Annotated in this window: 27 protein-coding genes; 17 read left to right on the top strand and 10 right to left on the bottom strand. The window is 59.7% G+C overall.

Features of this window, described 5'->3' with window-relative positions; all coding sequences use genetic code 11:
- Positions 1–4: 4 nt before the first annotated feature.
- Complete coding sequence (locus tag ASD64_RS06550; RefSeq protein WP_056102537.1) at positions 5–1,234, bottom strand: bifunctional 2-C-methyl-D-erythritol 4-phosphate cytidylyltransferase/2-C-methyl-D-erythritol 2,4-cyclodiphosphate synthase; 1,230 nt, start codon at positions 1,232–1,234, stop codon at positions 5–7.
- A gap of 138 nt (positions 1,235–1,372) precedes the next feature.
- On the opposite strand from ASD64_RS06550, the gene dusB reads away from it, so the two are divergent.
- The 5 genes from dusB to ASD64_RS06525 all read left to right on the top strand — a co-directional run bounded on the left by dusB (position 1,373) and on the right by ASD64_RS06525 (position 8,779).
- Entirely contained in the window at positions 1,373–2,395 is a 1,023-nt protein-coding gene (gene dusB, locus ASD64_RS06545; RefSeq protein ID WP_056102534.1) for a tRNA dihydrouridine synthase DusB, read from the top strand.
- 2 nt (positions 2,396–2,397) lie between these two features.
- On the top strand, positions 2,398–3,534 hold the full coding sequence (locus ASD64_RS06540) for a two-component system sensor histidine kinase NtrB (protein WP_200957806.1): 1,137 nt from the start codon (positions 2,398–2,400) through the stop codon (positions 3,532–3,534).
- Positions 3,531–4,985 carry a nitrogen regulation protein NR(I) gene (gene ntrC / locus ASD64_RS06535; RefSeq protein WP_056102528.1) on the top strand — a complete coding sequence of 485 codons (1,455 nt, stop codon included), beginning with the start codon at positions 3,531–3,533 and terminating at the stop codon, positions 4,983–4,985. The genes ASD64_RS06540 and ntrC overlap by 4 nt, the downstream gene beginning before the upstream one ends.
- Positions 4,986–5,103: 118 nt before the next feature.
- Positions 5,104–7,428 carry an ATP-binding protein gene (locus ASD64_RS06530; RefSeq protein ID WP_413813586.1) on the top strand — a complete coding sequence of 775 codons (2,325 nt, stop codon included), beginning with the start codon at positions 5,104–5,106 and terminating at the stop codon, positions 7,426–7,428.
- On the top strand, positions 7,418–8,779 hold the full coding sequence (locus tag ASD64_RS06525) for a sigma-54-dependent transcriptional regulator (RefSeq protein WP_056102521.1): 1,362 nt from the start codon (positions 7,418–7,420) through the stop codon (positions 8,777–8,779). The genes ASD64_RS06530 and ASD64_RS06525 overlap by 11 nt, the downstream gene beginning before the upstream one ends.
- Positions 8,780–8,830: 51 nt before the next feature.
- Here ASD64_RS06525 and ald read toward each other — a convergent pair whose 3' ends face one another.
- Positions 8,831–9,946 (bottom strand): alanine dehydrogenase, encoded by a 1,116-nt coding sequence (ald, locus tag ASD64_RS06520; RefSeq protein WP_056102628.1) that lies wholly within the window; start codon positions 9,944–9,946, stop codon positions 8,831–8,833.
- A gap of 153 nt (positions 9,947–10,099) precedes the next feature.
- Here ald and ASD64_RS06515 point away from each other — a divergent pair, with 153 nt between their 5' ends.
- Positions 10,100–10,573, top strand: coding sequence for an Lrp/AsnC family transcriptional regulator (locus ASD64_RS06515; protein WP_056102519.1), 474 nt, complete (start codon positions 10,100–10,102; stop codon positions 10,571–10,573).
- A gap of 15 nt (positions 10,574–10,588) precedes the next feature.
- On the opposite strand, the gene ASD64_RS06510 is transcribed toward ASD64_RS06515, so the two are convergent.
- A complete protein-coding gene (locus ASD64_RS06510; protein ID WP_244480723.1) occupies positions 10,589–11,182 on the bottom strand; it encodes a 5-formyltetrahydrofolate cyclo-ligase in 594 nt (197 codons plus the stop codon).
- A gap of 182 nt (positions 11,183–11,364) precedes the next feature.
- On the opposite strand from ASD64_RS06510, the gene ASD64_RS21795 reads away from it, so the two are divergent.
- Both ASD64_RS21795 and ASD64_RS06505 read left to right on the top strand, forming a co-directional pair.
- Complete coding sequence (locus tag ASD64_RS21795) at positions 11,365–11,493, top strand: hypothetical protein (protein WP_274533354.1); 129 nt, start codon at positions 11,365–11,367, stop codon at positions 11,491–11,493.
- A 143-nt stretch (positions 11,494–11,636) separates the two neighbouring features.
- Entirely contained in the window at positions 11,637–11,927 is a 291-nt protein-coding gene (locus tag ASD64_RS06505; RefSeq protein ID WP_056102513.1) for a Dabb family protein, read from the top strand.
- Between the two features lie 18 nt (positions 11,928–11,945).
- Here ASD64_RS06505 and ASD64_RS06500 read toward each other — a convergent pair whose 3' ends face one another.
- Complete coding sequence (locus tag ASD64_RS06500) at positions 11,946–13,172, bottom strand: GNAT family N-acetyltransferase (RefSeq protein ID WP_056102510.1); 1,227 nt, start codon at positions 13,170–13,172, stop codon at positions 11,946–11,948.
- Positions 13,173–13,304: 132 nt separating this feature from the next.
- Positions 13,305–13,520 (bottom strand): DUF2842 domain-containing protein, encoded by a 216-nt coding sequence (locus tag ASD64_RS06495; protein WP_056102506.1) that lies wholly within the window; start codon positions 13,518–13,520, stop codon positions 13,305–13,307.
- Positions 13,521–13,670: 150 nt separating this feature from the next.
- On the opposite strand from ASD64_RS06495, the gene ASD64_RS06490 reads away from it, so the two are divergent.
- A complete protein-coding gene (locus ASD64_RS06490) occupies positions 13,671–14,771 on the top strand; it encodes a COX15/CtaA family protein (protein WP_056102504.1) in 1,101 nt (366 codons plus the stop codon).
- Here the strand turns inward: ASD64_RS06490 and ASD64_RS06485 are convergent.
- The 3 genes from ASD64_RS06485 to speB are packed head-to-tail and all read right to left on the bottom strand — an operon-like array spanning position 14,755 to position 17,549.
- The gene (locus ASD64_RS06485) at positions 14,755–15,597 is read right to left on the bottom strand and encodes an aminoglycoside phosphotransferase family protein (RefSeq protein ID WP_056102501.1); all 843 of its coding nucleotides are present in this window, start codon (positions 15,595–15,597) and stop codon (positions 14,755–14,757) included. The genes ASD64_RS06490 and ASD64_RS06485 overlap by 17 nt on opposite strands.
- Entirely contained in the window at positions 15,594–16,526 is a 933-nt protein-coding gene (gene argC, locus ASD64_RS06480) for an N-acetyl-gamma-glutamyl-phosphate reductase (protein WP_056102498.1), read from the bottom strand. Before argC ends, ASD64_RS06485 begins: the two co-directional genes overlap by 4 nt.
- A gap of 33 nt (positions 16,527–16,559) precedes the next feature.
- Positions 16,560–17,549, bottom strand: a complete 990-nt coding sequence (gene speB, locus ASD64_RS06475; RefSeq protein ID WP_056102496.1) for an agmatinase — start codon at positions 17,547–17,549, stop codon at positions 16,560–16,562.
- A 150-nt stretch (positions 17,550–17,699) separates the two neighbouring features.
- On the opposite strand from speB, the gene ASD64_RS06470 reads away from it, so the two are divergent.
- The 3 genes from ASD64_RS06470 (at position 17,700) to ASD64_RS06460 (ending at position 20,074) form a co-directional block, all read left to right on the top strand.
- Entirely contained in the window at positions 17,700–18,998 is a 1,299-nt protein-coding gene (locus ASD64_RS06470) for a DUF445 domain-containing protein (protein ID WP_244480722.1), read from the top strand.
- 68 nt (positions 18,999–19,066) lie between these two features.
- A complete protein-coding gene (locus ASD64_RS06465; protein ID WP_056102492.1) occupies positions 19,067–19,498 on the top strand; it encodes a phasin family protein in 432 nt (143 codons plus the stop codon).
- A 90-nt stretch (positions 19,499–19,588) separates the two neighbouring features.
- Positions 19,589–20,074 carry a MaoC family dehydratase gene (locus ASD64_RS06460; protein WP_056102488.1) on the top strand — a complete coding sequence of 162 codons (486 nt, stop codon included), beginning with the start codon at positions 19,589–19,591 and terminating at the stop codon, positions 20,072–20,074.
- 16 nt (positions 20,075–20,090) lie between these two features.
- Here ASD64_RS06460 and maiA read toward each other — a convergent pair whose 3' ends face one another.
- A complete protein-coding gene (gene maiA / locus ASD64_RS06455; RefSeq protein WP_056102485.1) occupies positions 20,091–20,741 on the bottom strand; it encodes a maleylacetoacetate isomerase in 651 nt (216 codons plus the stop codon).
- 262 nt (positions 20,742–21,003) lie between these two features.
- Here maiA and serS point away from each other — a divergent pair, with 262 nt between their 5' ends.
- The 4 genes from serS (at position 21,004) to ASD64_RS06435 (ending at position 25,115) form a co-directional block, all read left to right on the top strand.
- Positions 21,004–22,308, top strand: coding sequence for a serine--tRNA ligase (gene serS, locus ASD64_RS06450; protein WP_056102481.1), 1,305 nt, complete (start codon positions 21,004–21,006; stop codon positions 22,306–22,308).
- Entirely contained in the window at positions 22,308–23,066 is a 759-nt protein-coding gene (gene surE, locus ASD64_RS06445) for a 5'/3'-nucleotidase SurE (protein WP_056102625.1), read from the top strand. Before serS ends, surE begins: the two co-directional genes overlap by 1 nt.
- Complete coding sequence (locus ASD64_RS06440; protein ID WP_056102478.1) at positions 23,063–23,710, top strand: protein-L-isoaspartate(D-aspartate) O-methyltransferase; 648 nt, start codon at positions 23,063–23,065, stop codon at positions 23,708–23,710. Before surE ends, ASD64_RS06440 begins: the two co-directional genes overlap by 4 nt.
- A 109-nt stretch (positions 23,711–23,819) precedes the next feature.
- Complete coding sequence (locus ASD64_RS06435) at positions 23,820–25,115, top strand: peptidoglycan DD-metalloendopeptidase family protein (RefSeq protein ID WP_056102477.1); 1,296 nt, start codon at positions 23,820–23,822, stop codon at positions 25,113–25,115.
- A gap of 82 nt (positions 25,116–25,197) precedes the next feature.
- Here ASD64_RS06435 and ASD64_RS06430 read toward each other — a convergent pair whose 3' ends face one another.
- Entirely contained in the window at positions 25,198–26,073 is an 876-nt protein-coding gene (locus ASD64_RS06430) for an ATP-binding protein (protein WP_056102622.1), read from the bottom strand.
- A 171-nt stretch (positions 26,074–26,244) separates the two neighbouring features.
- On the opposite strand from ASD64_RS06430, the gene yajC reads away from it, so the two are divergent.
- Positions 26,245–26,580, top strand: a complete 336-nt coding sequence (gene yajC / locus ASD64_RS06425; protein ID WP_056102474.1) for a preprotein translocase subunit YajC — start codon at positions 26,245–26,247, stop codon at positions 26,578–26,580.
- The last annotated feature ends 21 nt before the right edge of the window (positions 26,581–26,601 follow it).

Raw genomic sequence — 26,601 nt, 5'->3', positions numbered from 1 at the left:
TCGGTCACTCCGGCACCTCTCCAGGATAGATGACGCTTGTGGTCGCGATGGCCGCGATGCCTTCCTCGCGGCCGATAAATCCCAGCTTCTCGTTGGTGGTTGCCTTGATCGAAATGCGCCCGCCAGCAATGCCGAGCATGTTGGCTAGCGCCGAAACCATTGCGTCGCGGTGGGGGCCGATTTTGGGCGCTTCGCAAATGAGAGTCACGTCGGCATTGGCAATGCGTCCGCCGCGCTCGCGCACCAGCTTGACCGCATGCTCGACGAACAGATGTGAGGCAGCCCCTTTCCATTGGGGATCGGAGGGCGGGAAATGCGTTCCGATATCGCCTTCTCCACAGGTTGCCAGCAGTGCGTCGGTAAGGGCGTGGAGACCGACATCGGCATCCGAATGACCCGATAGTTTTTTGCCGTGGGGAATGGCAACGCCGCAAAGGGTGACATGGTCGCCAGTTTCAAACGAATGGACATCATAGCCGTTGCCGGTGCGGACATCGGGAAAGCTTGGAGCCATTGTCTTGAGCCTCTGGTCAGCCATTGAAATATCTCTCGCCCAGGTGAGTTTCATATTGTCCGGCGAGCCAGGCACGAGCATGACCGGGATGCTTGCCCATTCGGCAATGGCCGCGTCATCGGTGAAATCATGCCGGCCGAGTTGATGTGCCCGCTCGTGCGCAGCGAGGATTTCCGCGTAAGGAAAGCCTTGTGGTGTCTGCGCACCATGCAGGCCGGCGCGCGGCACGGTTTCGCCGATCAAACCTCCGAACGCCTCGCGTTTCAAGGTGTCCGCGACGGGCAGTGCCGGCAGCGCTCCTTGGGATCCACCGATCGCATCGATGGTGCGACTGACAAGATCGTTGTCGGCAAATGGCCGCACCGCGTCGTGGATCAGCACCTTGGCTGGCGCGTGGTCCTGCAGTGCAAGCAATCCAAGCCGCACCGATTCCTGTCGCGTCGGCCCGCCAACGACAGTAATGACGCGTTCAAAATGCGCTCCCACCGCCTGTTCGAAAAGCTCCCTGTCGTCGGCATGGATCGCAACGACGACAACATCGACGCGTGGGTGCGAAAGGAATGTTTCCAGTGTGTGCGCGATGACGGCGCGCCCGCCGATATTGCGGTATTGCTTCGGTCCGTCAGCCTGTCCGGCACGCTCGCCGCGCCCGGCGGCAACAATCACCGCCGCGATCCGGTTCGCATGTCCTGCCAGGGAAATGTTGGACGGGTTCGCCATGGCTGACGCTTAGTCGGGAGATTGTGAGAAGGCCAGCATTTTCCAAAATCCGCCTCAATGTGACGTCATTGCGCGTTGCGCTCGCTGCGTAGCTTGTCTAGATAATGTGCAGCGCTATTTGTTGCTTGGTTTTTGTGCATGCTTGATGTGACCGCCTTGGCCCACCCGCTGGATATAGGTGGCGTCGAAATACGCAACCGCGTTTTTCTGGCGCCGATGTCCGGCGTTACCGATGAGCCATTTCGCAAGCGTGCCTATGCGCATGGCGCCGGACTGGTCGTGTCGGAAATGGTCGCCAGCGGCGAGTTGGCCAAGGGCAGGACAGGGCTCAACGTTCGTATTCGCCATCCGGGCCTTCCGGTCCATATGGTCCAGCTTGCCGGCAGGGAAGCGGCATATATGGCAGAGGCTGCCCGGATTGCCGTGGGCGAGGGCGCCGACATCATCGACATCAACATGGGCTGTCCAGCCAAGAAGGTAACGGGCGGTTATGCCGGATCGGCGCTGATGCTGGATCTCGATCACGCGCTGTCGCTGATCGAGGCGGTTATCGACGCGGTCGAAGTGCCGGTCACGGTGAAGATGCGACTCGGCTGGGACGAAAACGCGCTCAATGCGCCGCTTTTGGCTCGCCGGGCCGAGCAGGCGGGCGTGAAGATGGTGACGGTGCATGGCCGCACGCGCTGCCAGTTCTACAATGGCAAGGCTGACTGGCCGGCCATAGCGCGGATCAAGGCTGTCGTCTCGATTCCCGTTGTCGCCAATGGCGATGTCGGCTCGGCCGAGGATGCGGCGGCCATTCTCGATCAATCGGGAGCCGATGCCGTTATGGCCGGACGCGCGCATTATGGCGCACCGTGGATCGCTGGCGTGGTTGCTGCGACTGCCGCTGGCCGGCAGGTTCCGGCGTTGCCCGAGAATGCATCCGATCTCGCCGATTATGTCGTTTCACATTATGAGGACATGCTGGCGCTTTACGGCGTTGCAAGCGGGTTGAGACAGGCGCGCAAGCATCTAGGCTGGTATCTGGACCGGCATGCCGCCGCTGTTTCGGCCGAGCGCCGCAAGGCGATTTTGACATGCAGCGAGCCTGGCGCTGTCATCGCTTTGCTGCGCGACGCCTTTGCAAAAGATACAGAAGCCTTGCGGAGCGCGGCATGACAATGGCGCAACCGCAAATTCCTGCCACCACAGATGCCGCGCAGGTGCTGCTCAACACGATCCGCCGGCCGGTGATCATGGTCGACCCGGATGGGTTAATCTCGTTTGCCAATGCCGATGCCGAAGACTTCTTCCGCTCGAGTGCGGCCATGCTTGCCCGCAACACCTTGTCGAAGCTCATTCCGTTCGGCAGTCCGCTGCTCACCCTCATCGATCAGGTTCGTGAGCGCCGTGCGCCGGTCAACGAGTATCGCGTGGATGTTTCATCGCCGCGTCTCGGCATCGAAAAGATGGTCGACCTTTATGTCGCGCCGGTGCCGGAGTTTCCGGGTTCGGTCGTCGTGATGTTCCAGGAGCGTTCGATGGCGGACAAGATCGACCGCCAGATGACGCATCGCGGGGCCGCCCGCTCGGTGACGGGGTTGGCGGCGATGCTGGCGCACGAAATCAAGAATCCGCTTTCCGGCATACGTGGTGCTGCGCAACTGCTCGAACAGTCCGCCTCGGACGAGGACCGCGCGCTGACACGCCTGATCACCGACGAAACCGACCGCATCGTCGCTTTGGTCGACCGCATGGAGGTATTTTCGGATGAGCGGCCAATCGACCGCTATCCGGTCAACATCCACGTCGTACTGGATCACGTGAAGGCCATCGCCAGGAACGGTTTTGCCAATAGGATCAAGATTTTCGAGGACTATGATCCATCGTTGCCTCCGGTTTATGCCAACCGCGACCAACTGATTCAGGTCTTCCTCAATCTGGTGAAGAATGCCGCCGAGGCGGTTGGCAGCGATCCACTGGGCGAGATCGCTCTATCGACCGCGTTCCGGCCCGGAATCCGCATGTCGGTGCCCGGTACGCAGGACCGCGTATCGCTGCCGCTGGAATTCTGTGTGCGCGACAACGGGTCGGGTGTCTCCGAGGACATCCTGCCGATCCTGTTCGATCCATTCATAACCACAAAGCCGAATGGCTCCGGACTCGGTCTGGCGCTGGTAGCCAAAATCGTGGGCGAGCATGGCGGCATCGTGGAATGCGAAACCACGCCGCGTGGAACCACTTTCCGCGTGCTTATGCCCGCCTGGAAGGAACTTCCGGCCGGGTTCGATGAAGGCAATGAAGGAATTGCAGTATGACCGCGCCTGGCCATATTCTCGTTGCCGACGACGATGCCGCCATCCGCACTGTGCTGAACCAGGCTTTGTCGCGGGTTGGCCATGAGGTCCGCGTGACCTCGAATGCAGCGACCTTGTGGCGGTGGATCGCAGCGGGAGAGGGCGATCTGGTCATCACCGACGTTGTCATGCCGGACGAGAATGCCTTCGACATGCTTCCGCGCATCAAGAAGGCGCGCCCGGAATTGCCGGTGGTCGTGATGAGTGCACAGAACACCTTCATGACGGCGATCCGCGCCTCCGAGGCGGGCGCGTATGAATATCTGCCCAAGCCGTTCGACCTCACCGAACTGCTGGCAATCGTCAATCGCGGCCTGTCGCAGCCGCGCCGGCCGAAGATCGAGCCACGGCTGGATGACCAGCCGGAGAACATGCCTTTGGTCGGCCGTTCCGGCGCGATGCAGGACATCTACAGGATGTTGGCGCGCATGATGCAGACCGATCTGACGGTCATGATCAGCGGCGAATCCGGTACCGGCAAGGAACTCGTGGCGCGTGCCCTGCACGAATATGGCCGCCGGCGCGGTGGGCCGTTCGTTGCCATCAACATGGCGGCGATCCCGCGCGATCTGATCGAATCCGAACTGTTTGGCCATGAGAAGGGCGCCTTTACCGGCGCTCAGAACCGTTCCACCGGACGCTTCGAGCAGGCCGAGGGCGGCACACTGTTCCTTGACGAGATCGGCGATATGCCGATGGAAGCGCAGACGCGGCTGCTGCGTGTTCTGCAACAGGGTGAATACACGACCGTTGGCGGGCGGACTCCGATCAGGACCGATGTTCGGATCGTGGCGGCGACGAACAAGGACCTGCGCACGCTGATCAACCAGGGCCTGTTTCGCGAAGACCTGTTCTACAGGCTCAACGTCGTGCCGCTGCGATTGCCGCCGCTGCGCGAACGCTCCGAGGATATACCCGACCTTGTGTGGCACTTCTTCAAGGTTGGCACCAGCCAGGGCTTGCAGGCCAAGCAGATTTCGGCTGCCGGCGTCGAACTGATGAAGCGCTACCCGTGGCCCGGCAACGTACGCGAACTGGAAAATCTGGTGCGCCGGCTTGCCGCCCTTTATTCGCAGGATGAGATTTCTATCGAGATCATCGAGGCGGAACTCAATGCCGGTGACCTGCCGGGCGAAGCCGCTACCGCCACGCTCATTCCCGAAACCCTCTCAATCGGGCAGGCGATGGAGCATTACCTGCAACGTCACTTCGCATCGTTCGGCGGTGATATGCCGCCTCCCGGCCTTTACCAAAGGGTGCTGACGGAGGTGGAGTATCCGCTGGTGCTTGCCGCGATGACTGCCACGCGCGGTAACCAGATCAAGGCAGCCGACCTGCTTGGCCTCAACCGAAATACGTTACGCAAGAAGATCCGCGACCTCGGAATCAACATCTACAAGTCGGCGCGCTGAAACGCCTTCACATGGGCTGACGGTTTCGCGGCAATCTCAGGGGCCAGACCTAGGTCCAGGTTGTGAAAAGCCGCTCAAAAACATATTCCAGGCCGGTCTTTGTTGCATAATCGCCACAATGCGTTGCATACATGTGACTCAATCCATGGTTTCAATTGGCGGAATGGCGACTCAGGTACCCACATTGAGCGGGCTTCGCTTTCGTAAGAGCAGCTTCGGGGAAGCGCGTCGGCTACTCGCGCTGCCCGGAATCTTGGCCATTCTGGGCGCGCTGCTGACTGCAGCGGTGTCGTTCGCAATCCTCGTCGGCGTGACTCCGATCGCGCCGGACGCGACAACGACGCTGACATTGATTGGCGCCAACGCCGCCTTCATTCTGGTCCTGATCGCGATCATCGGTCGGGAAATTCACCGCATCGTCATGGCGCGGCGCATCGGCAAGGCCGCCTCGCGCCTGCATGTCCGCATCGTGGCCATGTTCGTTTTGGTTGCGGCCATCCCTGCTATCATGGTCGCTGTCGTTGCTTCGGTAACGCTCAACATCGGTCTCGACCGCTGGTTCGAGATCCGCACCAAGACCATCATCAATTCGTCGCTGTCGATAGCCGATGCTTATGTGCAGGAGAATGCCCGCAATCTGCAGGGCACGACGCTGTCTATGGCCTATGATCTCGACAACGCCCGGACCTTGTATGGCCTTGACCGAACGGGCTTTCTCGACCTCATGAACAAGGAGACGGTCGGGAGAGGGCTTGCGCACGCGGCGCTGGTCAAGCCCGACGGTTCGTTCGTGGTGAGCGCTGTAACCCAAACCGACTTCGCCATGCCGGAACCTCCCTCCGGCGCGGTCGAGACGGCATCGGATGGAAAGCCGGTCCTGATCGAGCCGCGTACGCGCAACATCATGGGCGCGATCGTCAAGCTGAGGGAGATCGAAGGGCTCTACCTTTACACCATCAAGCTGGTCGATCCCGAAGTCATCAAGGCCCGCCAGATCGTGCGGGCCAATACCGACGAATATAAAGGTCTCGAGGCCAACCGGCGTCCCTCGCAGCTTGCGTTTGCGCTGCCTTATCTGTCGCTCACTTTGATCATCATCCTCTCTGCCATCTGGACCGGTATCGCTGTGGCTGACAGGCTGGTCCGTCCGATCCGTCAGTTGATCGGCGCCGCAGATGAGGTGGCCACCGGCAATCTCGATGTGTCGGTTCCTGTGCGCCCTTCGGACGGCGATGTCGCTTCGCTCGGCGACACCTTCAACAACATGCTCATGGAGCTGAAATCGCAGCGCAACGAGCTGCTTTCGGCCAAGGATCTGATCGACGAGCGCCGGCGTTTTTCCGAGGCCGTGCTGGAGGGTGTGACGGCTGGTGTCATTGGCGTCGATGCTGACGGCATCGTCACCATTGTCAATCTCTCGGCCGAAACGATGCTGGGCATTCCAGCCGAAAAAGCCATCGGGCAAAACCTCTCCGTGCTTCTGCCGTTGGTCGGGCGGGCTTTCGAGATCGGGCGCATGTCCGACAAGTCGGCCTACCGCGAGCAGGTAACGTTTTATCGTTTCGGTGCCGAGCGCACCTTCAATATCCAGGTGACAATGGAAGAGGAGGACAGTGACGCGGCGGCGAAATCTTATGTCGTCACGGTAGACGACATAACTGATCTGGTTCAGGCGCAGCGTTCGTCTGCCTGGGCTGATGTGGCGCGCCGCATTGCACATGAGATCAAGAACCCACTGACGCCTATCCAGCTTTCCGCCGAACGGATCAAGCGCCGGTATGGAAAGGTGATCACCGAGGATCGCGAGGTCTTCGATCAGTGCACCGATACGATTATCCGGCAGGTCGGCGATATCGGCCGTATGGTCGACGAGTTCTCTTCGTTCGCGCGTATGCCCAAGCCGGACATGAAGGAACTCGACTTGCGCGAGCCGCTGCGCGAAGCCTCTTTCCTCGTAGAGGTCAGCCGGCCCGACATCACCTTCGAGCGTTCATTCGGTGACAAACCCTTGAAAGGGACGTTCGACAGTCGGTTGATCGCGCAGGCATTCGGAAACATCATCAAGAACGCTTCGGAGGCCATGGAAGGCACTGAACGGAGCGACGGCGCGCCCAATGCCATCAAAATCCGCGCCGGGCGGGAAGATGACGCGATTCGTGTCGATGTCATCGACAACGGCAAAGGTTTGCCGCGGGAACATCGCCAACGTCTTCTGGAGCCCTATATGACGACACGAGACAAGGGAACGGGTCTTGGCCTCGCTATCGTCAAGAAAATCGTGGAAGACCACGGCGGCCGGCTGGAGCTTCATGATGCACCCGCCGAGTTCCACGGTGGGCGCGGTGCGATGGTCAGCATCATACTGCCGGGCTCGCCGACCGCACCCGGCGAAAGCAGTGCACTAGCCTCAAAAGAAACGGAAAAGATCGACCATGGCGTCTGATATTCTCATCGTAGATGACGAAGAAGACATCCGCGAACTGGTCGCCGGCATCCTGAGCGACGAAGGCCACGAAACACGCACCGCGCATGACGCGGACAGCGCGCTTGCGGCGATCGCCGATCGCGCCCCCCGGCTGATCTTCCTGGATATCTGGTTGCAAGGGTCGCGTCTGGATGGTCTGGCTCTGCTGGACGAGATCAAGACGATGCACCCCAGCTTGCCAATCGTCATGATTTCGGGCCACGGCAACATCGAGACGGCCGTCTCAGCCATTCGCAGAGGCGCCTATGACTTCATCGAAAAGCCCTTCAAGGCGGATCGGTTGATCCTTGTTGCCGAACGCGCGATCGAGACGTCGAAGCTCAAGCGCGAGGTCTCGGACCTCAAGCAGCGTAGCGGAGAGACATTCGATCTGATCGGCATGTCGTCAGCCATGAGCCAGTTGCGCCAGACGATCGAGCGCATCGCCCCAACCAACAGCCGCGTCATGATTATTGGGCCTTCCGGTTCCGGCAAGGAACTGGCCGCGCGGGCAATACATGCCCTGTCGACGCGTAAGAGTGGGCCGTTCGTGACGCTGAGCGCGGCGACGATTACACCCGAGCGAATGGAAATCGAACTCTTCGGCACCGAATCCAACGGCACCGAACGCAAGGTTGGCGCGCTCGAAGAGGCCCATCGCGGTATTCTCTATGTCGACGAGGTCGCGGATATGCCGCGAGAGACGCAGAACAAGATCCTGCGCGTTCTGGTCGAGCAGCAATTCGAGCGGGTAGGGGGCACCAAGCGCGTCAAGGTTGATGTGCGCATCATCACGTCGACCTCCCAGAACCTCGAAGCGATGATCGCCGACGGCCGCTTTCGCGAGGACCTATACCATCGCCTTGCTGTCGTGCCAGTGAAGGTTCCGGGACTGGCTGAACGGCGTGAGGACATCCCCTATCTGGTCGATCATTTCATGAAGCAGATCGCGCGCCAGGCCGGGATGAAATCCCGACGGATCGGCGACGACGCGATGGCGGTCCTGCAGGCTCACAACTGGCCGGGCAATGTGCGTCAACTGCGCAACAACGTCGAACGCCTGATGATCCTGGCTCGCGGCGACGACGTTGATTCTCCGATCACTGCCGACCTGCTGCCTTCCGAAATTGGTGACGTGATGCCGCGCACGCCCAACCAGTCCGACCAACACATAATGGCGCTGCCGCTACGCGAAGCACGCGAGCAGTTCGAAAAGGACTATCTCATCGCTCAGATCAACCGGTTCGGAGGCAACATCTCCCGAACCGCCGAGTTCATCGGCATGGAGCGGTCCGCACTGCACCGCAAACTGAAATCGCTGGGTGTTTAGACCAATGTCCGCAAGACGGTCTCGCGGACACCTGATGGGCTCTCGCCCGCATCAGGCCGCCAGAACCGCGTTTGGTTCTGCCACTTCGTAGCCAAGCGCTTCAGCCACAGCCCTGTTGGTGATCCTGCCTTTGTGGATGTTCAAGCCATTGCGCAAGTGCGCGTTATCCACCAATGCCTTTAGGCCATGATCGGCAAGCTGCAAGCCGTAGTGCAGCGTTGCGTTGTTGAGTGCGTGCGCCGATGTCACCGGTACTGCGCCCGGCATGTTGGCGACGCAGTAATGGATGACGCCGTCTACCTCATAGGTGGGGGAGTCGTGGGTGGTGGCATGCGAGGTTTCAAAGCAGCCACCCTGGTCGATGGCCACATCCACAAGAACCGCTCCTTTCTTGATGCCCGACAGCATTTCACGGGTAACGAGTTTGGGAGCGGCGCCACCTGGGATCAAGACCGCGCCTACAATTATATCGGCCGAAAAGCATTCCTCCTCCAGCGACTCGACCGTCGAATATCGGGTATGGACGCGGCCGCCGAACAGATCGTCGAGTTGCCGCAGGCGTGGGATCGACCGATCGATAACCGTAACGTCGGCACATAGGCCAACCGCCATTCTGGCGGCATGCAATCCAACGACGCCTCCACCCAGGACGGTGACCTTGCCGGGCGGGACGCCAGGCACGCCGCCCAACAGAACGCCGCGTCCCCCATTGGCCTTTTGCAGGGCCGTTGCGCCAGCCTGGATTGATAGGCGGCCAGCCACTTCCGACATCGGCGCCAGCAACGGCAGACCGCCGCGGTCGTCGGTGACTGTCTCGTAGGCGATTGCCGTCACGCCTGAAGCCAGCAAGCCTTTGGTCTGCACCGGATCCGGGGCCAGATGGAGGTAGGTGTAGAGGATCTGGTCCTCGCGCAACTGCACCCACTCATTAGGTTGCGGTTCCTTGACCTTGACGATCATGTCGGATTTGGCAAATACGTCCGAGGCTGAAGCGGCAATGGCAGCACCGGCGGCGCGATAAGCATTGTCGTCGGCGCCGATGCCATTGCCGGCGCCGGTCTCGATCAGCACCTCGTGTCCATGGGCGACATATTCCCGAACTGAGCCAGGGGTCAGGCCGACGCGGTACTCATGATTCTTGATTTCCTTGGGGCATCCGACGCGCATGAGTTGTCCTCTTTCAAGCCATTCAATCATTCCTGCAATATGAGCAGTCTTTCATGAAACGCTTCGCATGTATTTGCGAAGGCGCTTGCTGAGGCGGCTTATGTTCGATAATGCTTGTCGAAAATGGCTGATTGATCGTAGGATTCACGAAGAATGGCGCTTGATAGGATTGATATCGCTATTCTTGATACTTTGCAGAAGGACGGTCGCATGCCCAATGCGGCCTTGGCGGAGAAAGTGGGATTGTCTCAATCCGCCTGCTCCAGACGGCTCGACAATCTGGAGCGGTCGGGCACGATCAGAGGCTACCACGCCCAACTTTCCAACGCCGCGCTGGGACACCAGACGACCGTGATCGTGCACATATCGCTTTCAGGCCAATTCGAGAAGACCCTGTCGGACTTCGAGGCTGCAATCAAGCGCTGCCCCAACGTGCTTTCATGCTACCTCATGTCGGGCGAATATGACTATATTCTTCGCATTGCCGCCAAGGATCTCGCCGACTACGAACGCATCCACAAGGAATGGCTGTCGGCGATGCCGCACGTCACCAAGATCAATTCTTCCTTCGCCCTGCGCGAGATCATCGATCGCACCGCCCTCGGCTTGAAGCCGGACCTGGCCTGACCGAGATGTGAAGGCTCAAGCTGAGGCCTCCGTCACAATGCGGTCCATCGGGATATCGTGTTCCTGCGGATATATGGTCGGGATGCGCTGCAACTCGTAGCCTATGCCGATCACAAGAGGTTTGAACGGCATTGCTGCCAGTGTGCGGTCGAAAAAGCCTCCGCCGTAGCCAAGCCGGTAGTTTCTGGGGTCGACCCCCACGATCGGCGAGATGACGACGTCGGGATAGACCGACTCGCCCTCGGCAGGGATCGGAATGTTCCAAACGCCCTTTTCCAGGCGGTCTCCGGACTTGTATGCCTTGAAAACAAGAGGCTGGCCCTTGTCTACGACGATAGGCAGCGAGGTTCGCCCGCCGCGCGCGTTGATACTTTCCATCCATGGCCGGAGATCGGGCTCGCCTCGAAACGGCCAGTAGATACTGACCATCCGCCCGGCAGGATCGCCGATCATGCGGTCGAGGCCTTCGGCAATATTTGCAGACATCTCCGAACGGGTGTCGGCGGAAACAGCAAGGCGGGCCGCGATAAGGCGTTCGCGCTCCGCCTTGCGCCACTGGCGGATTTCCGCCCAGTCCGTCAAAGCCGCCGGATCGTCGCTGCCGCTCATACCCATTCTCCGTTGCCATGCTGATCTACATTAGGCTCATAGTGGCGCAATGTGTGTCGTTTGACGATATTGATCGGTCACCTTGTTTGCTTTTTTTGCCTCAGCCATGGCGCCTATGTGTAATTTTTCGGCAGTTGCAAGGCAGCTATGGCCGTCTGCCGCGATATGCGCTAACCAAAGCCATGCGCTACGTTATTGTTATCGTCAGCCTGGCTTTTCTGATCATATGGGACGGCCTCTACAATGATGGCCGCTATCTCGACTATTCGGTCAGAAGCGTGAAGAACGTGGTACGAATGGTCACGGGCTGATCCAACCGGCCTGAAGCGCCGGGCTGGCGGCGCGACATCCTGCCGGTTGACGCCACAATGGGTCTGGACCAAAACGCCCGTCATTCGAATCCCGGCTTTCGATTCACCCGACCGGCCGTTGCCTTGTCCACCAGGAGACCGAGTTGATACGGCACATCGTGTTCTTCAGCGTGAAGCCCGCCGTCGATATCGAAACCGTGCGCTCCGGTTTGATGGAACTCGGCCGCATTCCTCACTCCCGCCATTTCGAGGTGACCGTCAACCGCAAGGTCGACCTGTTCAGCAATGACATCGATATCGTCGTCTATGCTGAATTCGATGACGAAGCGGCTTTGAGCGCTTTCAAGGCCGACCCGATCTATGCCGCGACGACGGATGTCGTGAAGCCCTTGAGGGAACTGCGTTTCTCGGCTGATGTGGTCGCGCTGGCCTGACTTGCGGTCATTCTGACCTCAATCGGTTTCTTTCGCCGGTTTCGCATCGCGGCTCGACATTTTTCGGCGCACCAATTTCATCAGGTTCCAGATGGCCGGTCTGCTTTTGACATAGGCTTTAAACTTGGCGTTCAGTTGAAGGCCGAATGCGAAGGCGTGCCCTTTCAAGGTCAGCGGGAGAAGAACCTCCGCGTGCTGGATTTCAATGTCGCACCATTGGCGCTTGTAAGGTTCGTCACCGACGGAAAAGTCATATATTGCAAAGCCTTGCTCGCATGCTTCCCGAATGTTCTCGAAGAACAGGAACCCGCCGGGGCTCACAGAGGCAAGATCGTCGTCGGCGATCGACCCGAATTCGCATATGAGACGGTTTTCGCAGCGACTTGAGCCGGTAATCGCCCGGAATTTTCCGGCTACCTCCAATCCATGCAGCATGAAACGCGGCACAGGCTGCGTCAATGCGCTGGCGAAAAGGCGATAGAAGAATGCGCGCACCCGGGCGTCGGCGAAAACATTCGCAATACCGGCCTTCCTGAAACGCGCTTCCTTCATGGCGAAGAATGCATCCAGCAAGGCGCGCGTCTCGTCGGGCGTTTTCGCTTCGATCCTGCGATAAGGTCCTGCAGCATCGAATTTGCGGCTCTGTGAGCGATATTTCCGACGTTTGCTGTTGCCGTTGAAGCGTTCCAGCGTTGCGTCGAAGCCGCCGGAGAGGTTCCCCGCCAGCGAAACATTCGGGCTGTTGAAGCTTGGAAAAGCAAGGAGAGGATTGAGCTTGCGATCCAGTTCGGGGAGCAGGCGGTCCAAGGTTACAACGTCAATGTCGGACCGGCTTCTCGAAATTGCATCCAGGAGAGGGATCAGGGATCGAGGCGTCGCGTTCGGCAGCCATTCAAGGGCAGTTGCGGGGAAATTGCCGTTGGCATGCCGCCCACCCATGAATTGCGCAACCCGGAAAGGGCCGATAGATACGACCTCCAACGGCAGTGCGAGGATGGCGCCATTATCAGCATACAGGGTGGCGATGATGGCGTCGGGCTTGCATTCGGAAACCCAATTGGAAACCCATAACGCACTTTGAGCCGGACCGAAGATCGCCGTCCGGCACAATTCTTCATAGCCGGCCATGGCATTCATGGATACGGGTTGCGCCGACGCAGTCATGCGCGCCACCGATGAGGCTGCCTTCATCGCAGTCTGCGTCGGTTCGTCCAACCTCGCCATTGACGAGGCAACATCAATCATCCGTCAGCCCGTGGGCCATAGCGCCAGCGCCTGTTTGCCAGTGTCGGCTTTCGTGGCAACCCTATGGGAAAAAGATAAATGAAAGGATGATGCCGACAGAATTGCAAATTCAACCGCGGGCTAGGGCAAGGACTAGCTTTTTTGCCTTGGCTCCGTGAGCATCCACTTGATGATCACCATGGCCGGAAGAATCCAGAGCAGGCCGCTGATCAGAAAGAATAGAAGATGAGCTATTGGACCGGACTGCGAAAGCTGCGCCACGGCCACGATCGTGGCAACCAACGCATACAGGACTACGAGGGTGACCAGAAGGACGGTTCCGATGAGTTTCTTCAGTCGAATGGGCATATAAGCGTCTCGGTTGCCAGTCCCGATTAAAGTGTGACGGGAGGTTAGGCAACCTGTCGCGCCCGGCGCGACTGCGTGCCGCGCCACCCGGACTTGCCATGGAGAGCGCCATGGTACACCAATCCGCGCTTCGAGCCGTTGGAGAATGGTATGGTTGTCGGCGCTGATCGCATATCGCCCGTCGCGGGCAGGGATCACGACCTGCGCGCTCGCGCGCTGATCCGAGGCTGGCTATATGCGATCCTGCTGGTGCTGTTCACACTGATCCTCGTCGGTGGTGCAACGCGAATGACCGGGTCCGGCCTGTCGATCACGGAATGGAAGCCTATCCATGGCGTTATCCCGCCGCTCAACGATGCCGATTGGCAGGAAGAATTCCTGAAATACCAGCAAATCCCGCAATTCAGCCAAATCAACCAGAGCATGACGGTTGATGCGTTCAAGTCGATCTTCTGGTGGGAGTGGGCGCATCGCCTGCTCGCGCGGGGAGTGGGCTTTGTGTTTGCGCTGCCGCTGATCTTCTTTTGGGCGACGCGCCGCATCGAACGAGGTCTTGCGCCGAAGCTCGTCGGCATATTGGCGCTGGGCGGGCTGCAAGGCGCCATCGGCTGGTGGATGGTGGCTTCCGGCCTTGTCGAGCGTGTTTCGGTAAGCCAGTACCGGTTGGCAATCCATTTGACGATCGCGTCACTGATTTTTGCTGCCACAATGGTGGTGGCGCGTGGCTTGGCGCCCCACTCGGAGCCAGCCGCCGACCACACGACACAACGTGTTGCGGGCGTCCTGTTGTTGTTGGCGCTGGTCCAAATCTATCTCGGCGGGCTGGTCGCCGGCCTTCACGCCGGTCTGAGCTACACGACATGGCCCTTGATGGACGGCAAGATCGTTCCTGACGACCTGCTTCTCATCGAGCCGGTTTGGCGCAACTTCTTCGAGAGCCCGAAGACGGTTCAGTTCATCCACCGGGTAGGGGCCTACACTTTGTTCGCCGTGGCGCTTTGGCATGCGATATCCACGCGCCTGCGCTTGCCGGGCACGACGCACGCGCGGCGCGCGGCTCTGTTGTTCGTGCTGATCCTGGCACAGGCCGCCATCGGCATTTCGACGCTGGTTATGCAGGTGCCGCTGCATCTGGCGCTGACGCATCAAGGCTTTGCGCTGGTGGTGTTGGGCTTTGCGGCTGCGCATTGGCGTGGCATGAAGGGGGCATATCCTCTGCCGGGAGAGAGCGGGCTCAGAAGCCGCGCCTGACCTGCCTGATGGCGGCGGCAACGGCCAGCTCGCGGTTTTCGTCGCGAATGTTGCCGTCCTCACGATGCCACGCCGCGGACAGGCATCCATAGGCGAAAGCGTAGTCGAGCAAGCGGCGAGGGTCCTGCTTCATCGTGCGCGAGAATGTCTCGGCCATGCCGGCAATGCGTTCAGGCGCAAGGCAGAGATCGTCGCGATCCAGCGGATTGTAGAACAAGTTCGCGGCGTCGAAGCCTGGATCGCCAAGCACGCCCTTGGGATCGATGGCTAGCCAGCCGCGCGGTCCGAACAGGATGTTGTCGTGGTGGAGGTCGCCGTGAAGAGGGAGCGCGCCGCAGGGGGCGTCCAAAAGGCGCTGCGCAACTGTGACAGCCTCGACATAGGGCGCCGAATCTTCCGCTAAGCGGTCTTGTCCCGCCTTTGCAAACAGACTGGAAAACCGTTCGGCGAGCGGCTGCAGGGCGGCCGGAGGCGCATCTTCGCTCGACGCATGAAGCCGTTGCATGATGTCCGCCGCGATGTCGGTCGCCACAATGTCGCTTTGCTCGTCGAGGTTCTCGGAAAGATGGCGTTCACCGGCAAATTCGAGAAGCATGCGATTGCCGTCTTGGCCCAGAAGGCGCACCAAGCCGTTGCCGCGTCGCCACGCAAGCAGATGCGCACCGCGCAACTCGTCTTGCATGTCGTCGAACAGCTTCACGTCCTTGACGACGGCAATAGAGCCGTCGTCGCGTGCTACTTTCCAGATCAGGCTGCTGAAGGTCTCGTCCAGCAGATCGGCGCTCGCGATTTCCCACTGACGTGGAAAAGTCGGCGGTTCCCTCAATGTTTGAGGCCAAGCATCAGGTCGAGATTCTGCACCGCTGCACCCGACGCGCCCTTGCCGAGATTGTCGTAGACGGCAATCAAAAGCGCCTGCGCCCGGTTGTCGTTGGCGAACACATGGACCTTCATGCGGTTGGTGCCGTTATAGCGTTCCGGATCGATGTCAGGCGCGCGCTCAAGTTGCTGGAAGGGTGCTACTTCGACCACGCCGCCATCAATGGCGGCAAAGTGGTCGGCGATTGCTGCGTGCAGGTCGGCTCCCGTCGGCACGTAGTCAAGCGCGCCAAGCTGCAATGGCACGACGGTAACCATGCCTTGCGCAAAATTGCCAACGGCCGGCTGCATGATCGGATCGTGCGAAAGACCTGCATAGGTTTTGATTTCGGGCACATGCTTGTGCTCGAGCGTGAGACCATAAGGCAGGAATTCGGAAGCGCTTTCGCCCTTGGCAACATAATCTTCGATCATGGTACGGCCGCCGCCGGAATAACCGGTGATACCGTTGATAGTGATCGGGAAATCCGCCGGCAAAAGTCCGCCGGAGACCAAAGGCCTCAGTGTCGCAATCGGGCCTTGCGGCCAGCAACCTGGATTGGCCAACCGCTTCGCTGAAGCGATCCTGGCTGGCTGATCCTTGTCCATCTCGGCGAAACCGTATTCCCAGCCCTCGGCCACGCGATGCGCCGTCGAGGCATCGATCACGCGCGTAGTGTCGTTTTCGATGAGCGACACGCTTTCACGCGCGGCGTCGTCCGGCAGGCACAAAATCGCGATGTCGGCGGCATTGAGGAATTCGGCTCGCGCGGCCTTTTCCTTGCGGCGTTCAACCGGAACCGAAATGATATCGAGGTCCTGGCGCTCGGCCAGCAGCGTCCTGATCTGGAGCCCGGTCGTGCCATGTTCGCCGTCGATGAAGATTTTCGGTTTCATTTTCCGTCGTTCCGCTTGAATACCGCCTTCAGCCTAGATGCCTTGGCCTTGGTTGATGTTGTTTGCGCCCTCCTGAATTCGTGCCTTGCGTTCGGCAAGAAGCCCAAGATAGTGCATCGCCACCATGGAACCGGCGATGGCAGTTATATCGGCGTGATCGTAAGCGGGCGCAACCTCTACGATGTCCGCGCCGACAATATCGATCTGGGCCAGTTGCCGCAGGGTCGAAAGAATCTTGGCTGAAGACGGCCCGCCCGCGACCGGCGTACCCGTCCCCGGTGCAAAGGCAGGATCAAGGCAGTCGATGTCGAAAGTTAAGTACGTCTTTCGACCGCCGGTGCGCTCCACGATCGCATAGGCGATATCTGCAGCGCGCATCTCTTCGATTTCGTGTCCGTGCAGGATCTTGATGCCGAACGTTTCCGGTGCATGGGTGCGGATGCCGATCTGGATCGAACGATCTGGATCGATGATGCCTTCCTTTACGGCGCGGCCGACAAACGAGCCGTGGTCGATGCGCTTGCCGTCATCAGGCCACGTGTCCTGATGGGCATCGAACTGCACCATGGCGAGAGGGCCGTGGATGGCGGCATGCGCCTTGAGCAGCGGCCAGGTGATGAAGTGGTCGCCGCCCAAGGTGAGCAGGAAGGCGCCGGATTTCAGGATCTTGGCTGCTTCGCGCTCGATAGTGGCCGGTGTCTTGTTGTGATTGCCGCTGTCCAGCAGGCAGTCGCCGTAGTCCACCACGGCGAGGTTTTCGAACAGATCGCGTGAGAAAGGATATTGCGGGTCGTTATCCAGAATGGCCGACGCGCGGCGAATCGCTTGCGGCCCGAAGCGGGCGCCAGGACGGTTGGTGACGGCAGCATCGAACGGAATGCCCCAGACCACGGCGTCCGCGCCCCTGGTATCCTTGGTGTACTTGCGCCGCATGAAGGACAGCGCTCCGGCATAGGTTGGCTCCGAGGCTGCGCCCATCTTGGTGCGGGCAGTAAAGGCGTGGTCGATGTTCTTGTTAGGCATCGCGGATCCTCTGCTTCGTTGTCGGGGTGCAACAACTACAGAAGCGACGGGGAACTTGCCACCCTTCGCGGACGAGATGGAGAGGGCTCGCGGCTTCCGGCAAGGCGGTGGTAGGCTCGGTATCGGTGGAGTCGGAGAAGTGAGATGCCGATGTCGGGTTCAAATAGTGCTGCTGTTGCCGGCCCCGATGCGACCACGGACGCCGTTGCCAAACCGGCGGCCTTGCGCCGCACGAAGTTCATCGCCACAGGTGTATTGGTCCTCTGCGTCGCCGTTTTCGCTGTTGCGAAATCGCTCGAAGGGCGCTTTCCCTGCATGCGTCTTGTGGCAGCATTTGCCGAAGCAGCCACCATCGGTGGCCTAGCCGACTGGTACGCGGTCGTGGCGCTGTTCAAGCGGCCGCTTGGGCTGCCGATCCCGCATACGGCGATTATTCCGGCCAACCAGGCCCGGATAGCGGACAACCTTGGCCGCTTCATAGAAGTTAACTTTCTAACGCCCGGTCCAGTACGCGAAAAGCTCAAGGAAGTGGACTTTGCCGCACTTGTGGCCGACTGGCTGGTGGACGAGCGGCGCTCTGCCGGCCTGTCGCGCTTCGTGGGCAGGCTGGTGCCGCAAATGCTCTCGGCCATCGAGCAGTCGGGCCTTCGCGAGTTTGCAAGCAAGCGTATGCTGGATGAACTCGAAAAAGTGCAGGTGGCACCACTTGCGGCGGATTTGCTTTCAGCGTTCACCGACGATCGCGGTCACCAGAAACTGTTCGATGAATTCATCCGTGCCGTGGCCAAGTTTCTCAATGACGAGCGGGCGCTGGAGGTCATGCGTGAGAAAATCCACGACGAACTGCCGACGGTCTTCAACCTGTTTCGTGCAGACGCCTATCTCTTGAAGAAGATTGTCGCTTCGGCCGGTTCCCTTCTTGAGGAAGTCAACGCTGACGAGCACCACCCGCTAAGGGAGGAGTTCGACCACTTCGCTCGTCGTTTGATCGAACGGCTGAAGACTTCGAAGGACTACGCAAGGCGGGCAGAGAGGCTGAAGCAGGACCTGCTGGCGCGCCCGGAAATACGTGATCTTGCCGTGACCATGTGGGGAAGCCTGCGCGCCTTCATCGAACAGGACGCCAAGAGCCGGAGCGGCGCGGTTCACTCCCATCTCGCCAACATGTTCGTCGATGTCGGTCGCCATCTGGCCCGCGATCCACAGATAAGGGCCGACATGAACGCAGGGTTCGTCGTTGCGCTGGCATCTTTCATAGAAAACCAGAAGAGTGGTGTTTCGAGCTTTGTCGCCGATCAGGTGAAGCGTTGGGACCTTGCTCAACTCACCAGGCTGATTGAACTGAACATCGGCAGGGATCTCCAATACATCCGCTTCAATGGCATGATCATCGGCGGCATGGCCGGATTGGTTCTGTACTCTCTCGAACATCTTTTTGCCGCCAATTGACCATGCGGCCGTGTGGTCTATGTTCTGTTACGTGACGCCGCGCCCGGCCGTTCATCGGAGGTACGTTCATGGCCCAGCAAGACAACCCCCAATCGTTCCTGGATATGTTCACCAAGTTCGGGCGTGACCTTAAGATGCCGGGCGTCGACGTCGATGCCATCCTTGACCATCATCGCAAGAACCTGGAAGCGCTGGAGCAGTCAGCCAAGGCATCGGCTGCCGGAGCGTCGTCCCTGTTTGCCCGGCAGCGGGAGATGCTGCAGGAAACGCTCAGCGAAATCACCGACATGGCGCAGAACTACAAGGTGCCGGGCAGTGCGCAGGACGTTGTGGCCAAGCAAACCGAGTTTGCCCGCAAATCTTTCGAGACCGCCGTAAAGAATGCCAGCGAGGTTGCCGATTTGGTCAAGAAATCGGGAACCGAATCGGTCGATATCCTGCGCGGGCGAATCAAGGACGCTCTTCAGGAAATTCGGCAAGGCTATGATAAATCGAAGTAGCGGTTCGGTTTCTTCCGCCCAGTGTAGGTGTGTATTAAAGTGCCGACCATTGCGGCGCTGTGACTGCCTTGAGATTTACGGAAAATTTGCATGACTGGGAAACCACCGACCTTTGATGAACTCAAGGCTATGGTCGGACAGAAGTTGGGTGCGTCGGGGTGGACGGTAGTCGATCAGTCGCGCATCGATCAGTTCGCCGATTGCACCGGTGATCATCAATGGCTGCACACCGACCCGGAGCGGGCGCGGCGGGAAAGCCCGTTGCGTGTGACCATTGCGCACGGTTACCTCACGCTCTCCATTGTCGGCGCGCTTTGCCAGGATATGGGCGTCATCCCGGAGAATACGCGCGCCGCCTTCAATTATGGCCTCGACAAGGTTCGATTTCTTGCCCCGGTCAGGGTTGGCTCGCTGGTGCGCCTGCATGCCACGCTGCTATCGGTAGAAGATAAGGGGCCGGGCCAGTATCTGATGAAATTCTCCAATTCGATCGAGATCGAAGGCGAAGAAAAGCCCGCTTTGATCGCGGAAACGCTGGTTATGTTCTACGAGCGACGCAAGAAGGCCGTTGCCTGACCGGATTTCGCTGCGGCTATTCAGCGTCGATCTGGTTTTGCGGCGCTGCTTTCTCGAAGGCAGGCAGAGCTATACAGGCGGCATGAATTCGATTGATGGTCGGATAAGGGCTCATATCCACCTTGAAGCGGGCATTGTTCACCACCTGTGCGGCCAGGCAAATGTCAGCCAGGCCGGGCGTCTCGCCGTGGCAGAACTTTCCGGTTTCTTGCGATGAAGAGAGTATTTTTTCAAGTGGCTGGAAGCCTTCGTTCACCCAGTGGCGGAACCAGTTGATGACGTCTTGATCACCAGCATTGAACACGGTGCGCAGGCTGGTCAGAACGCGCAGATTGTTTACCGGATGGATATCGCACGCGATCATTTGCGCCAGCATCCTGACGCGTGCGCGGCCGCTAGCATCCTTTGGCAGAAGTGCAGGCTCCGGCACCACTTCGTCGAGGAATTCAATGATCGCCAGCGACTGCACCAGCAGCGTGCCATCGTTCCAGATCAGTGCTGGGACCAGTCCCTGAGGATTGACTGACAGATAGGCCGGTTCAAGATGTCCCCCGTGACGCAGATGGTGCGGCACGTAGCGATATTGCAGGCCTTTCATTTCCAGCGCGATGCGCACCCGGTACGATGTCGACGACCGATAGTAATTGTGCAGTATGATCTCGCTCATCACGCTTCGCCGATATTCATGTTGCTGCCGATTCCCCCGATTTGCCGCTGTAAGCATGCTCCGGTTGGCCACGAAGCATGGCGGATCGCATTTGTGCCCTGTCGGTGATGCTAGATTCGTCCTATTTGCTCGTCGGGGCAAGAACCGCACTGGTCCAATCCCGTGCATTCGTTGAAAAATGCAACGCACCGCTTTGCCGTGCCTTGCATCGCCTTTGGATGCGGTCTACGCCCTTTGCGCTTTAGTTAGGATTTGTCCGACCATGCTTGACATCAAGTGGATTCGCGAGAACCCCAAGGCCCTTGCCGATGCGTTGAAGAAGCGCTCGTGGTCCGATGCCGATGCGCAATCGACGGTTGAAGCTCTCGTTGCCAAGGATGAGGCGCGCCGGGCGCATGTCCTGGAATTGCAGCAGGCACAGGAGCGCCGCAACGCCGCCTCGAAGGAAATCGGCAAGGCGATGGCTGCCAAGGATGCCGCTTTGGCCGACAGGTTGAAGGCGGAGGTCAGCGAGATCAAGACGCTGATCCAGGATGGCGAAGCCGAAGAGCGTCGGCTGGACAAGGACCTCAACGACACATTGGCCGTCCTCCCGAACGTGCCGCTGGAGGATGTTCCCCTCGGCAAGGACGAGCATGACAATGTCGAAACCCGCAAGGTCGGCAAGGTCGGTCCGCGGCCAAACTGGGTGCGGGAGCATTTCGAGATCGGCGAAACACTCGGCATGATGGATTTCGAGCGGGCGGCCAAGCTCGCCGGCTCGCGCTTCACGGTGCTCAAGGGGCAGTTGGCGAGGCTTGAGCGGGCCCTTGGCCAGTTCATGCTCGACCTGCACACGACGGAACACGGCTATACGGAAGTGCAGCCGCCACTGATGGTGCGCGACGAGGTGCTGTATGGCACCGGACAGTTGCCGAAGTTCGAGGAGGATCTTTTCTTCGTGCCTCACGGTGAGGGCAGGTTGGGACTGATCCCCACCGCCGAGGTGCCGTTGACGAACCTTGTGCGCGAGGAGATCACCGGGCACGACAAGCTGCCGCTAAGGTTGACGGCACTCACGCCGTGCTTCCGCTCTGAAGCGGGTTCAGCCGGCCGCGATACGCGCGGCATGTTGCGCCAGCACCAGTTCTACAAGGTCGAACTTGTATCGATCACCGATGCCGAGAGTTCGATTGCCGAACATGAGCGCATGGTGGGTTGCGCCGAGGAAGTCCTGAAGCGGCTCGGCCTGCCGTTCCGCACCGTGACGCTATGTACTGGCGACATGGGTTTTGGTGCGCGCAAGACCTACGACATCGAGGTTTGGCTGCCCGGCCAGAACACCTATCGCGAAATCTCGTCCTGCTCCGTCTGCGGCGATTTCCAGGCGCGGCGCATGAATGCCCGTTACAAGGACAAGGATGGCAAGGGCAATCTGTTCGTCCATACGCTGAACGGTTCGGGCGTTGCCGTTGGCCGCGCTCTTATCGCTGTCATGGAGAACTATCAGAATGAGGATGGCAGCATCACCATTCCGGACGCGTTGCGGCCCTACATGGGCGACCTTGAGAAGATCGAAGCGAGATGATGCGCATTCTGCTGACCAATGACGACGGCATTCACGCGGAAGGCCTGGAGTCGCTGGAGCGCATCGCGCGAACGTTGTCGGATGACGTGTGGGTGGTCGCACCGGAGACCGACCAATCCGGCTATGCGCATTCGCTTTCGATTTCCGACCCGCTGCGGTTGAGGCAAATCGGAGATAAGCATTTCGCTGTACGCGGCACGCCGACCGATTGCGTCATCATGGGCGCACGCAAGATCTTGCCCAACCTGCCGGATCTGATTCTGTCGGGCATCAATTCGGGCGCCAACATCGCCGACGACGTAACCTATTCGGGCACCGTCGCCGGAGCCATGGAAGGGGCCTTGCTCGGTATCCGCTCGATAGCGCTCAGCCAGGCCTACAGCTATGCCGGCGAAGACAGGATCGTTCCTTACGAGACGGCGGAGGCGTTGGCGCCAGCCCTGCTGAAGAAACTCATTGCCGCTCCGCTGCCGAACGGCGTGCTGCTCAACGTCAATTTCCCGAACTGCACGCCGGAAGGCGTGGAAGGCACTGTTATCACTTCGCAAGGCAAAATGATCCACAGCCTGTGGATCGACGAGCGCCGCGACGGCAGGGGTTTGCCGTACTACTGGTTGCGTTTCGGGCGCGAACAGCAAGAAGGCAAGGTGGGAACCGACATTCACGCCATGCACAACAGGCTGATTTCAGTGACGCCGCTACAACTCGACCTCACCGCATACGAAATCCGGGATCAACTGACCAAGGCTCTTGCATGATTGTTGATGAACGCGAGGGGTTTGCCGCCTTTCTTTTGCGCCTGCGTGGCAAGGGTACCGTTCCAAAGGCGCTTATCGCTGCCATTGAGGCGACGCCGCGTCGTGGTTTCCTGGCTGCGCAGTTCGGCAACATTGCCTGGAGCGATCGGATGGTGCCGATCGAGTGCGGAGAGGCGATCGAGGGAGCCGACATCCAGACCGCGATCATCGCCGCCATGGCTGTGGACCCCAGCCACCGCGTGCTGGAGATCGGCACCGGCTCGGGATATACGGCCGCCGTGCTGTCGCGGCTTGCGGCGCGCGTCGTGACCGTCGAGCGCTTCAAGACGCTCGCCGAGCAAGCCCGCCAGCGTTTCGAGGCGCTTGGCATTACCAATGTCATCGTTCGCCATGCCGACGGATCGAACGGACTGCCGAACGAAGGACCGTTCGACCGCATCGTGGTGTGGGCTGCTTTTGAAAGCCTGCCGCGTTTCTTGCTCGACCAGCTTTCCAGCGGTGGCGTGGTAATCGCGCCGATAGGACCGGAAGAGGGCGAGCAGGTGGTGGCAAAACTCACCAAGGTTGGTAGCCGGTTCGAGCGCGAAGATATCGGCATTGTGCGGCTTCAGCCCCTTGTGCCGGGCATCGCTGCCGTCATCTGATCAGAACATTTAAGAAAATTTTCGACTGAATCTAACGGCTTAACCGACCGGTAACATTAACGCGCTTTAATCCGGCGTAGTTTGTTCCGGGTCTGTGCGGGTCAGTGCGATGCAATTCAGTATTTTGAAGGCTAGTGGGCGCAACCTGGCGCGAGGCTGCGCCATTTTCGTCATTGTTGCGGCGTCATCCGGGTGCAGTTCGCAGGTGTCGCGTTTCTCCGATGGTCTGGATGGCATCACGACTGCCTCCACCGCCGACCAGCGTCCAGTTTTCAGCGGGCAGGATTCCCAGGCTTATCCTGGAGACGTGGCTGCCCAGCCTGCTCCGATGACCAACGGTGGCTATGGTTCGGGTTCAGTCGGTCGCACCGCCTTGCAGCCGGTGTCGTCGCAGCCGCTCCCGCCGCCGGCACAGGCGTCTCCCGTAGCTGTCGCTCCGGTTCGCGTTGCCGCAGCACCTTCAGCGCCCAGCCTCGATCGGACGACAACTGGCACTATCAGGCAGTCTGCGGCCGAAAAGCCATTCAAGTCGGCACAGCCTGACACACGGCTGGCGGATCAGAAGGCTCCTGCACCCGCTAAACAGCAGACGCAGACGGTAGCAGTGCTGCCGCAACAGCCGAAGCTGAAGGATAGCAAGGCCGCAACGCCGATGGATGCGTCCACTGCTAACGATCCGAACCTGAAGAAGGTGGCTGCCGCGTCGACCCCAGGCACCTACACGGTGCAGCAGGGCGATACGCTTTCGGCCATATCGCGAAAGACCGGCGTCGGCGTCGTGGCGCTGAAGCAGGCCAACGGGTTGCAAGACGGGTTGATCCGCGTCGGCCAGAAGCTGACCGTTCCAGGTGCAGGCAGTGCGGGGCCAGCCACCGTTGTTGCGGCAAAGCCGGCTGCAGTCGATCCGGTGAAGACAGCGTCGACGCCGCCAGCCGCACAGCAGACGCAGACACTTACCTCGTACACGCCGCCGAAAAAGGCAGACAAGGTCATCGAGCAGGCCGAGGATGACGTTGCTACGGCCCCGGATTCAACCGGTATCGGCAAGATGCGCTGGCCGGTTCGGGGGCGGGTGATCTCCGGCTTTGGCGGTAATCAGGGTGGCGACGGTATCGACATCTCCGTGCCCAAGGGCACGCCGATCAAGGCAGCGGAAAACGGCGTCGTCATCTATGCCGGCAACGGCCTCAAGGAATTCGGCAACACCGTGCTTGTGCGTCACGAAAACGGGTTGGTGACCGTCTACGGCAACGCCAGCGAACTTTCTGTGACGCGCGGCCAGAAGGTCAAGCGCGGCGAGGAAATTGCTCTTTCGGGAATGAGCGGCAATGCGGCCTCACCGAAGTTGCACTTCGAAATCCGAAAGAATTCCGCGCCGGTCGATCCTTCGACCTACCTCGAATAATCACGATAAACGATAGCGGGCCGCCTGACCTCCAGTCTGGCCCGCTGGCTTGCCCGCTCCGTCAGGGGCGGGCCTTTCAGTTTCAGCCGTCGAGCGACCGACCCAGCTTTCCTGCAAGATCCTGTGTGAACTGCCAGGCCACGCGGCCTGAGCGGCTGCCGCGGGTGGTCGCCCATTCCAGCGCCTCGGCACGCAGGGTTTCGGGCGTCACATCCAGCTTGTGATGGCGGGCATAGCCTTCGACCATATCGAGATAGTCGTCTTGCGAGCATTTGTGGAAGCCGAGCCACAGCCCAAACCGGTCCGACAAGGAAACCTTTTCCTCGATAGCTTCGGACGGGTTGATGGCGGTGGAGCGTTCATTGTCGATCATCTCGCGTGGCAGAAGATGTCGGCGGTTCGACGTCGCATAAAAGATGACATTGTCAGGACGGCCTTCCACGCCGCCTTCAAGTGCTGCCTTCAGGGATTTGTAGGAGGTATCGTCGTGGTCGAACGACAGGTCGTCGCAAAACAATATGAAGCGATAGGACGACGCCTTGAGGATCGACAGAAGCATGGGCAGCGTGTCTATGTCCTCGCGGTGGATTTCGATCAACTTCAACGGCCCCTCAAATTTACCGGAGGTGTTGATGGCGGCGTGCGCGGCCTTGACCAGCGAAGACTTTCCCATGCCGCGGGCACCCCACAAAAGCACGTTGTTGGCCGGAAAGCCGGAGGTGAAGCGTTCGGTGTTTTCCATCAATATATCGCGCACCCGGTCGACGCCGCGGATCAGGCCGATTTCGACGCGATTGACGCTGTGCACCGGTTCGAGGAAACCTGGATCTGCCTGCCAGACAAAACAATCTGCAGCCGAAAGGTCCGTTTTTGGAGGTTGCGGCGGCGCCAGGCGGCTCACCGCTTCAATCAGGCGATCGAGTTTTGCGTTCAAGGAATCTAGGCTGCTGTCGGTCATTTCGATCTTCGATCTTTCGCTTTGCTGGCGCATGAGCGTCTAACATGCGTCAACGGACTGGAAAAGCGCCGGATTCGAGAGTGGATGCGGTTGCAATGGCCGCTTGACCGACTATATTCCGGCCAAATTTCGGGCCGGCTAGCGGCTTTCCTCTCGGTTCAGGAGACTTTGATGTTCGTTACACCGGCATACGCACAAGGCATCGGCGCCTCTCCCGATATGTTTATCAGCATACTGCCGTTCGTCCTGATCTTTGTGGTAATGTACTTCCTGATCATCCGGCCGCAGCGTACGCAGATGAAGAAGCGCGGCGAGATGCTGGCCGCGATTCGTCGCGGCGACACCGTGGTTACCGGCGGCGGCTTCATCGGTAAGGTCACCAAGGTGATCGACGACAACGAGCTTGAGGTCGATCTCGGCGGTGCGAAGGTTACGGCGCTGCGCTCCACCATTGCTGATGTGCGCGTCAAGGGCGAGCCGGTGGCGAACCAGAACGCCAAGAAATAACCGCATTGCAGGCGGAATGCC

It is taken from the genome of Mesorhizobium sp. Root157, assembly GCF_001427385.1.
Lineage (GTDB): Bacteria > Pseudomonadota > Alphaproteobacteria > Rhizobiales > Rhizobiaceae > Mesorhizobium.
This window is presented reverse-complemented; position numbering and strand designations above follow the sequence as displayed.